Origin of the sequence: Mesorhizobium sp. M5C.F.Ca.IN.020.29.1.1 (assembly GCF_003997375.1) — a bacterium.
Classification (GTDB): domain Bacteria; phylum Pseudomonadota; class Alphaproteobacteria; order Rhizobiales; family Rhizobiaceae; genus Mesorhizobium; species Mesorhizobium wenxiniae.
In genome coordinates, this window is the sequence record NZ_RZSW01000250.1 from 1 (window position 1) to 8,567 (window position 8,567).

General features: G+C 61.4%; 10 protein-coding genes. 4 read left to right on the plus strand and 6 right to left on the minus strand.

Annotation, left to right across the window (positions count from 1 at the left end; all coding sequences use genetic code 11):
* The coding region (locus EOA85_RS19795) for a nitroreductase (RefSeq protein ID WP_164759760.1) at positions 1 to 563 on the minus strand (563 nt) is incomplete at its 3' end.
* A 157-nt stretch (positions 564 to 720) separates the two neighbouring features.
* Here EOA85_RS19795 and EOA85_RS19800 point away from each other — a divergent pair.
* On the plus strand, positions 721 to 1,686 hold the full coding sequence (locus EOA85_RS19800) for a hypothetical protein (RefSeq protein ID WP_127210859.1): 966 nt from the start codon (positions 721 to 723) through the stop codon (positions 1,684 to 1,686).
* A gap of 52 nt (positions 1,687 to 1,738) precedes the next feature.
* Here the strand turns inward: EOA85_RS19800 and EOA85_RS19805 are convergent, their stop codons facing one another.
* The 5 genes from EOA85_RS19805 to EOA85_RS19825 form a co-directional block, all read right to left on the minus strand.
* Positions 1,739 to 2,677 carry a lysophospholipid acyltransferase family protein gene (locus EOA85_RS19805; RefSeq protein WP_127210860.1) on the minus strand — a complete coding sequence of 313 codons (939 nt, stop codon included), beginning with the start codon at positions 2,675 to 2,677 and terminating at the stop codon, positions 1,739 to 1,741.
* Between the two features lie 118 nt (positions 2,678 to 2,795).
* On the minus strand, positions 2,796 to 4,772 hold the full coding sequence (thrS, locus tag EOA85_RS19810) for a threonine--tRNA ligase (RefSeq protein ID WP_127210861.1): 1,977 nt from the start codon (positions 4,770 to 4,772) through the stop codon (positions 2,796 to 2,798).
* A gap of 113 nt (positions 4,773 to 4,885) precedes the next feature.
* Positions 4,886 to 5,713 carry a class D beta-lactamase gene (gene blaOXA / locus EOA85_RS19815; RefSeq protein ID WP_127210862.1) on the minus strand — a complete coding sequence of 276 codons (828 nt, stop codon included), beginning with the start codon at positions 5,711 to 5,713 and terminating at the stop codon, positions 4,886 to 4,888.
* A gap of 136 nt (positions 5,714 to 5,849) precedes the next feature.
* Positions 5,850 to 6,218: a membrane protein insertion efficiency factor YidD gene (gene yidD, locus EOA85_RS19820; protein ID WP_127210863.1), complete on the minus strand. Its 369-nt coding sequence runs from the start codon at positions 6,216 to 6,218 to the stop codon at positions 5,850 to 5,852.
* Between the two features lie 7 nt (positions 6,219 to 6,225).
* Complete coding sequence (locus EOA85_RS19825; protein WP_127210864.1) at positions 6,226 to 6,672, minus strand: iron-sulfur cluster assembly scaffold protein; 447 nt, start codon at positions 6,670 to 6,672, stop codon at positions 6,226 to 6,228.
* A gap of 240 nt (positions 6,673 to 6,912) precedes the next feature.
* Between EOA85_RS19825 and folE the strand changes: the two genes are divergently transcribed.
* The 3 genes from folE to EOA85_RS19840 form a co-directional block, all read left to right on the plus strand.
* Positions 6,913 to 7,548: a GTP cyclohydrolase I FolE gene (folE, locus tag EOA85_RS19830; protein WP_029353093.1), complete on the plus strand. Its 636-nt coding sequence runs from the start codon at positions 6,913 to 6,915 to the stop codon at positions 7,546 to 7,548.
* Between the two features lie 65 nt (positions 7,549 to 7,613).
* Positions 7,614 to 8,084 carry a phosphoribosyl-AMP cyclohydrolase gene (gene hisI / locus EOA85_RS19835; RefSeq protein WP_127210865.1) on the plus strand — a complete coding sequence of 157 codons (471 nt, stop codon included), beginning with the start codon at positions 7,614 to 7,616 and terminating at the stop codon, positions 8,082 to 8,084.
* Between the two features lie 84 nt (positions 8,085 to 8,168).
* Positions 8,169 to 8,567: patatin-like phospholipase family protein (locus EOA85_RS19840; RefSeq protein WP_206523329.1), on the plus strand; the 399-nt coding region annotated here is incomplete at its 3' end.

Below are 8,567 nucleotides of genomic sequence, written 5' to 3' on the forward strand. Positions count from 1 at the left end.
TCGTCGGCTTTGTCCATATCGGTTCCTATCAGGGGCCGCTCCGGCGCCGGCCCCTGATAGGAACCGATATGGACAAAGCCGACGACGTGCTCATGCGGCGCCAGCCCCAGGATCGCCCTGCCCTCCGGCACATCGGAATACCAGTTGCTGATCATGTTGGTGCCATAGCCCAGCGCATTGGCTGATATGATGAGGTTCATCGCCGCCATGCCGCCCGACAGGAACATCTCCCATTGTGGGATTTTTGGATTTTCCTTCGGGCTCGACACCACGCCGATCACCAGGGGCGCGCGTGAAAAGCGCGCCAGTTCCTGGTTATGGCGGCCTTCTGGCAGCGGCCCTTCGCGCTGTGCGGCAAGGGCCGCCAGCTTCTTGCCGATCTCGACGCGTGCCTCACCCCGGTAGAGGATGAAACGCCAGGGCTCGAGCCGGCCGTGGTCCGGCACCCGCGACGCGGCGGCAATCATCGTCGCGATGTCAGCGTCGTTGGGCGCCGGTTCCTTCAACTCCGGGATCGGCACGGAATTTCGGGTCAGCAGAAAGTCGATGATCGGCGACGCCATGGGCGCAAGTCTCCTTGGAATTTGAGCTGAAGCGCACCATCGGGACATCGGGCGGCTCGGGCATTGGCGCGGCGCGCCGGACAAAGAGCCCTCTAGCAGAAGCCGATCGGACTCTTAAGCCTTGAAATTGCCACCGCCTTGGGCTTCAACGCAAGGCATGTTTGAGGGGACATTGCGTCTTTTCCTGATCTGGCTCGCTGCCGCACTGTTCATGGTGCCGGTTTCGCTTGCGGTCGCGCAGGATGCGGACGGCCTCGGTGATCTGAAACTTCCCGGAATTTCGAGCTATGCGCCTCCGAAAAGCGAGATACCACTGGCGTCGGGGAGCAGTGGGGCAATCACGCTGTCGGCGCAATTGACCGACAAGGGTGCCGACATCACGCGCGGCATCGTCTGGCGCGTCTTCAAGCCTGAACCCACCGGCGACGGCAAGCTGCCGATGGTCGCTTCCGCCCATGGCGGCAGCGCGGTGTTCCAGCTCGAGCCCGGCAGCTATCTGGTCCATGCCTCCTACGGCCGGGCCGGCGCCACCAAGCGCATCACCGTCGGCAACGACGCCAAGCGCGAAAGCCTCGTGCTCGATGCCGGCGGGCTCAAGCTCGATGCCGTACTGTCGGGCGGGGTGCGCATACCGCCGAAGAAACTGCGGTTTTCGATCTATGAAGGCCAAGCCGAGGCCAATCACGATCGCGCCCTGATCATACCCGATGTCGAGCCGAACAGCGTCGTGCGGCTGAACGCGGGCGTCTACCACGTCGTCTCGACCTATGGCTCGGTGAATGCGGTCATCCGCTCCGACATCCGCGTCGAAGCCGGCAAGCTGACCGAAGCGGCCGTCGAGCACCGTGCGGCGGAGATGACCATGAAGCTGGTACGCGAGCCGGGTGGAGAGGCGATCGCCGACACCTCCTGGTCGTTGCTCAACGAATCCGGCGATCCCATCAAGGAAACCGTTGGCGCCTTTGCTTCGATGGTGCTTGCCGAAGGCGACTACACCATCATCGCCAAGAACCGCGACCGCATCTACCAGAAGGATTTTACCGTCGTGGCCGGGCAGAACAAGGAAATCGAGGTTCTGGCCACGGAGGCCTCGGCGATGGATCCCGAGGAAGGCGCGGACTAACCGTCCGGACACTGCCGTGTAGATTCGGGTCCAGCAGCCTATGATTTGCCGATCAGGCCGCCTTGCGCAGGCGTCGCGGCAGAAACTGGCCGCGGCCGCGCGCTTCGGCCGGTGCCAGATCGAAAACGCCGCGGTGGAGGCGGTCGAGCAAAGCCTTGCGGTCGCGCAGCGACTCCAGTTCATCCCGTCCCAACACGTCACCGATGCGCACGTCGATCGATTTGCCCGACAGCCGCGCGAATTCGTGGATGAGTAGGGAAATGCGCAGCGTTAGCGAAGCCCTGCCGACGAACTTCGCCACGCGTCCGTCACGCTCGGCCATGTTCATTGGTCCGCTCACCAGGTGGAACAGCCGGCCGTTCTGGCCGAAAAAGTGCATTGGGACAACCGATGCCTTGGCATCCTGGACGAGACGGGCCGGAAACATCTTCCACGGCAGATCGCGCGCCCGGCCAAAACCTTTCGGCGCGGTGGCGACGCCGCCCGCGGGGAAGATGACGATGATGACGCCCTCTTTCAGCAGCCGCACCGCCTCATGGCGCACCGCCATGTTATTCCTGAGCGCGTCCTTGGTCTCGGAAAAGTCGATCGGCAGCGAATAGGGCTCCATCTCGCGGATCTTGAGCAGATCCTTGTGGATCATGACACGGAACGGGCGCTGAAGCTGCTCGGCCAGCGAGAGCACCGCAATGCCGTCGCCGATTCCAAACGGATGGTTGGCGACGATCACCAGCGGCGTGTCAGGCAATTTTTCCGGCGGCCATTGGCCGGTGGTCCGCACCTCGACATCGATCAGCTCCAGCATGCGGCTGAAAACGCGCTCGCCGGTCGGCACCACATGGCGGCGCCAAAAGTCATAGAGGGCCGCGAAGCGGTCGCGACCGGACAGGCCTTCGATGGAGTGGATGAACCAGCGCGTCAATGCCGGCTGATGCGGACCGGCGTAAGAAAGCTCGGGAAACGGTCTTTCGTGCATCTTCAGCTTGAGCATGAGGGCTCGTTACAAGGCTGGCGTGACAAGCATATGAAAATAGCGGGCATGTGAAATAGCGGCATGTGAAAATGGCGGTGGATCGCTCCACCGCCATTTCCCGCTGATCTGACTGAACTCAGGCGGCTCGTTTGCGCTTGCGGTCGGGCGTCACCGCCTCTTCGGCAAGCATTGCCACCGCCTGGCCAAGGCCGAGCGATTCCTGGTCGCGCGAGCCGAGCCGGCGAATGTTGACCGTCTCTTCCTCCGCCTCGCGCTTGCCGCAGACGAGGATGACCGGAACCTTGGCCAGCGAGTGCTCGCGGACCTTGTAGTTGATCTTCTCGTTGCGAAGATCGGCCTCCGCCAACAGTCCGGCCGCCTTCAACTGCGCGACGACCGTTTGCGCGTAATCGTCGGCATCGGAGGTGATCGTTGCCACCACCACCTGCAGCGGTGCGAACCACAGCGGGAAATGGCCCGAATAATTCTCGATCAGAATGCCGAGGAAGCGCTCCATCGAGCCGCAGATGGCGCGATGCACCATCACCGGCTGCTTCTTTTCCGAATCGGAGCCGATGTAGAAGGCGCCAAAACGTTCCGGCAAGTTGAAGTCGATCTGCGTGGTGCCGCATTGCCAGTCACGGCCGATGGCGTCCTTCAGCACATATTCGAACTTCGGCCCGTAGAACGTGCCCTCGCCCGGATTGACGCCCGTCTTGATCCGGTTGCCCGAGCGCGCCGCGATCATGCCGAGCACGTCCTGCAGCACGCCCTCGGCATGATCCCACATCGCGTCGGTGCCGACGCGTTTTTCGGGGCGGGTCGCCAGCTTGACGGTGATTTCGTCGAAGCCGAAATCGGCATAAGTCGACAGGATCAGGTCGTTGATCTTGATGCACTCGTCGGCGAGCTGTTCCTCGGTGCAGAAGATGTGGGCATCGTCCTGGGTGAAGCCGCGCACGCGCATCAGCCCGTGCAGCGCGCCGGACGGCTCATAGCGATGAACGGCGCCGAATTCAGCCAATCTTACAGGCAGATCTCGGTATGACTTCAACCCATGCTTGAAGATTTGGACATGGCCGGGACAGTTCATCGGCTTCAGCGCGAAGACGCGGTCGTCATCAGTGTCGTCGCCGGCAACCGTCACCTTGAACATATTGTCCCGGTACCAGCCCCAGTGGCCTGAAGTCTCCCACAGCGAGTTGTCGAGCACTTGCGGAGCGTTGACTTCCTGATAACCGAGGTCGTCGAGGCGACGGCGCATGTAGTTGACCAGGTTCTGGAACATCCTCCAGCCCTTGGCGTGCCAGAAGACGACGCCCGGCCCCTCTTCCTGGAAATGGAACAGGTCCATCTCGCGGCCGAGCTTCCGGTGATCGCGCTTTTCGGCTTCCTCCAGCATCATCTGGTAGGCATCGAGCTGCGCCTGATCGGCCCAGGCCGTGCCGTAGATGCGCGTCAGCATCGGATTGTTGCTGTCGCCGCGCCAATAGGCGCCGGCTACCTTCATCAGCTTGAAGGCGTTGCCGATCTGGCCGGTCGAGGCCATGTGCGGGCCGCGGCAGAGGTCGAACCAGTCGCCCTGCGCATAGATCTTGAGGTCCTGATCGTCGGAAATGGCGTCAATCAGTTCCAGCTTGTAGCGCTCGCCCTTGTCGGCGAAGATTTTTTTCGCCTTCTCGCGCGACCACACCTCTTTGGTGAATGGCTTGTTACGCGCGATGATCTCGCGCATCTTCTTCTCGATCACCGGAAAATCGTCGGGCGTGAACGGCTCGTTGCGGGCAAAATCATAGTAGAACCCGTTCTCGATCACCGGGCCGATGGTCACCTGCGTACCCGGCCACAATTCCTGCACGGCTTCGGCCAGCACGTGCGCTGCGTCGTGACGGATGAGCTCCAGCGCGCGCGGGTCTTCGCGGGTGATGATCTCGACCTTGCCGGACTTGCCGAGCGGGTCGGAAAGATCGCGCACCACGCCGTCGATGCTGTAGGCGACGGCTTTCTTGGCCAGCGACTTCGAGATCGATTCCGCCAGGCCGGCGCCGGTCATCGCCGCCTCGTAGTCGCGGACTGAGCCATCGTGAAATGTCAGGGAAACGGAATTCAGCATGAAGTTCTCCTATCCAGTCCCGCAAACGAGCGCGGGTGGTGAAATGCCGGATGCGTCCGGCGGCAGTCTTTTATGGGCAGATTCCCGTGCCGTAAAGGCGAATGGCCGATTACTTAGCTTTGTTTGACGAGATTCGGCAGCTCTTTCATGAACATCGCCCGCGTCCTGAGGCCCTTGGGCGTGTCCGATCGTTTCGTGTCGACCACCAGGCGGGCAAAGACGATCTTGCGGCCATCGCTTTGCGCCCAGCCGACAAACCAGCCAAGCGAGCGGTTGACCTTGTCGGCGTCGTCGCGAAGCCCCGTAGTCCCGGTCTTGCCCTGCACCGTCCAGCCACCTGCCTGGAAGGTCGGCAAGATCGCCTCGGTCATCGCATAGGCCTTGTCCGAAACCGGCAGTTTGCGGGCAAGCAAGCGGCGCAGGAAATTCACCTGTTCGACCGGCGATATCCTGAGAGAGGAATTCACCCAGGACCGGGTGAGGCCATCATTCTTGCCGGCATTGCCGGATACATCGGTGTTGCCGTAGTCGAATTTCGACACGTAGCCGGCGAACCGCTCGCTGCCGAGCCGGCGGGTGATTTCCTGCGAAAACCACAGCACCGAGTCCTTTTCCCAGATCGTCGGGTCGACGGTTTTCTGGTCGCGCTTCACCGCATTGAACTCCGGCTTGTAATCCCATGCCGGCGTGTGCACGTCGATCAGGATCCCCGCGTCGTAGCCGATCAGCGACAATGGGACCTTGAATGTCGAGGCGGGACTGAAGCGCTGGTCACAAACCCCTTGCCGATACAGAGTTTCGCCGCTTGCAGCATCCAGGATCAGCGTGCATTCAACGTCCTTCAGCGGCGCGGATTGAGCACGGATCGGAAAACCCAACAGCCAAGCCAGCAGGTAGAGAACCAATGCGAAAACGAATGGACGGCGGTCAATCTTGCGCATTTGGCAATCTCTCCTGAGGCATGTCAGGAGCGGCTTAGCGAGGCGTCTTGTCTCGATTTTGTCTTAAATACGCAACATGGTGTTAAGGTTAGCAAGTCGTAAAGATCTGCCCGATTACCGAGCCCCTCTACCGGGATCAGTTTTCCGAGTCACTGCGTTTTTTTCCGATCCGCCAGTACCGCCAGGGCGCGAACCAGACGTAGCGATCGGCCAGCACATCCGGCACACGATCAATGCCGTGCGTTCCGCCCGGCCCGCAGCGCAGCACCCGGAAAAACCCCATCCAGCCGCCGGCCCATAGTCCATGGCGGGCGATTGCCTCATGTGCGTATTCGGAACAGGTCGGCAGATGCCGGCAGGAATTGCCGACAAAGCCGGACAGCGTCAGCTGGTAAAAGCGCACAAGCGTCGTGCCGAGGATTCGGCCGGGCGTCTTGCGCCAGGGGCCGGGCCAGTTGCGCGTGTATCGCGGCCTCTGATGCTGGTGCGTGTGATCGGTCGCCATTTGACGGCTAAGCCGCCTGTTCGGCGCGCTTCTTCTCGATCTGGCCGATCGCGTCGACCACCGCATCGAAGGTCAGCATGGTCGAGGCATGGCGCGCCTTATAATCGCGCACCGGTTCTAAATATCTGAGGTCGGCGAAGCGGCCTTCGGGCGGTGCGCCGTTTTCCTTCAACATCTTCAGCATCGTCTCGCGCACAGCGCGCAATTCGCCCGCGCTGGCGCCGATGACATGTTGCGCCATGATCGAGGACGAAGCCTGGCCAAGCGCACAGGCCTTCACATCATGGGCGAAATCGGTGACGACGCCGTCATCCATCTTCAGATCGACAGTCACGGTCGAGCCGCACAGCTTGGAATGCGCGCGCGCGGTTGCATCGGGACGGTCGAGCCGGCCGATCCGCGCGATATTCCCGGCAAATCCCAGAATTTTCGCATTGTAGACGTCGTCGATCATATTTTTCCAATCCGTCGCCGCCGAGCGAACAGCGATTGCCGCTGACGGTCTTCCTTTCGCTCGGCACGATCATATATAATGCTGGTAGTCGGGTATGGACAAGGTAACCAACAGCCTCGTCCTTGCTCAAATCAGTTCACGCCGCTTACGGGCTGGAAACAGGGCACGTTTCTAACACCCGAAAGGTCGTGGTCCGTTCAACTCGTTCCTCCTGAGAGGGGAACTACGGGAGACGCCTTTATGGATGCCGTCATCAAGAAATTCATGCCCCCCTCCGCCTATATGGAAAAGCCGGTCACCGATCGGCCGACCGAAGCCGAAGCCGAGGCCGCGGTTCGCACGCTGTTGCGCTGGACCGGCGACAATCCGGACCGGGAGGGCCTGGTCGATACGCCGAAGCGTGTGGTGAAGGCCTATCGCGAAATGTTCGGCGGCTACGACAAGTGCCCGGCCGAGGAACTCGGCCGCACCTTCGAGGAAGTCGCCGGCTATGACGACCTTGTCCTCGTCAAGGATATAACGTTCCATTCCCATTGCGAGCACCACATGGTGCCGATCATCGGCAAGGCGCATGTCGGCTATCTGCCGGACGGCAAGGTTGTCGGCCTGTCCAAGATCGCGCGCGTCGTCGATATCTTCGCCCAGCGACTGCAGACCCAGGAAGCCATGACCGCGCAGATCGCCGGCGTCATCCAGGACGTGCTCAATCCGCGCGGCGTCGCCGTCATGGTCGAAGCCGAGCACATGTGCATGGCCATGCGCGGCATCCGCAAGGAAGGCTCCACCACGCTGACCTCGACCTTCACCGGCGTCTTCAAGGACACGCCCGAGGAACAGGTCCGTTTCGTCACCATGGTGCGTGGCGGCAGGGGCTGAACGATCGTCGCCGGTCGCTAGCCATGATCCCGAGAAGTGGGTAAGGCTCTGAACAAGGACCGGCGATGTCGGCACTGAAATTCCCGAAAGCTCCATCAGACAAGAAGGCACTGGAAGAAGGCACGGTTTTTTCGCCGCGCTTCGATGCCAGCGGCCTCGTCAACGTCGTCGTCACCGATGCCGACCACGGCATGCTCCTGATGGTCGCGCATATGAACGCCGAAGCGCTGGCGCTGACGCTGGAAACCGGAATCGCCCACTACTGGTCGCGCTCGCGCAACGCTCTGTGGAAGAAGGGCGAAACGTCGGGGAATGTCCAGAACGTTGTCGAGATGCTCACGGATTGTGACCAGGACGCCATATGGTTGCGCGTCAAAGTGATGGGCCACGACGCAACCTGCCACACCGGCCGGCGTTCCTGCTTTTATCGGACGGTGGGACTGATCGACGGCAAGGGGACGCTTGCCAGCGATGGGAGCAGGCCGCTGTTCGATGCGGAAGAAACGTATCGAAAGCCCCATGAACCATCCATTTGAACCATTCGCCGAACTGCAACCACGTATATTCATGATTTCGATACGGCCTGCCTATACATTAGCCGCGGGACAAGGGAGATTGTGATGCTCGAGTGGGCGTCATTGCGCAACAGACCGGACGTTCGGGAGGCCAATGGCCTCTCTTCACCCGCAGGCACAGAAGCTCCAAAAAAAACAGCCATTTCACTGGCATTGGGGGGCGGCTGCGCTCGCGGCTGGGGCCATATAGGCGTGCTGCGCGCACTCGATGAAGCAGGCATCGAAGTGTCGATGATCGCCGGCACCTCGATCGGTGCGCTGGTCGGCGGCTGTTATCTCGCCGGCAAGCTGGACGAGTTGGAAGAATTCGCCAGAAGCCTGACCAAACGGCGCATTTTTGGCCTTCTCGACCTCAATCTGCGCGGCAGCGGCTTGTTCGGGGGCATGAAACTTGACGCGCGGCTGCGCGAGCACCTAGCCGGCATTCGCTTCGAGGATCTCTCG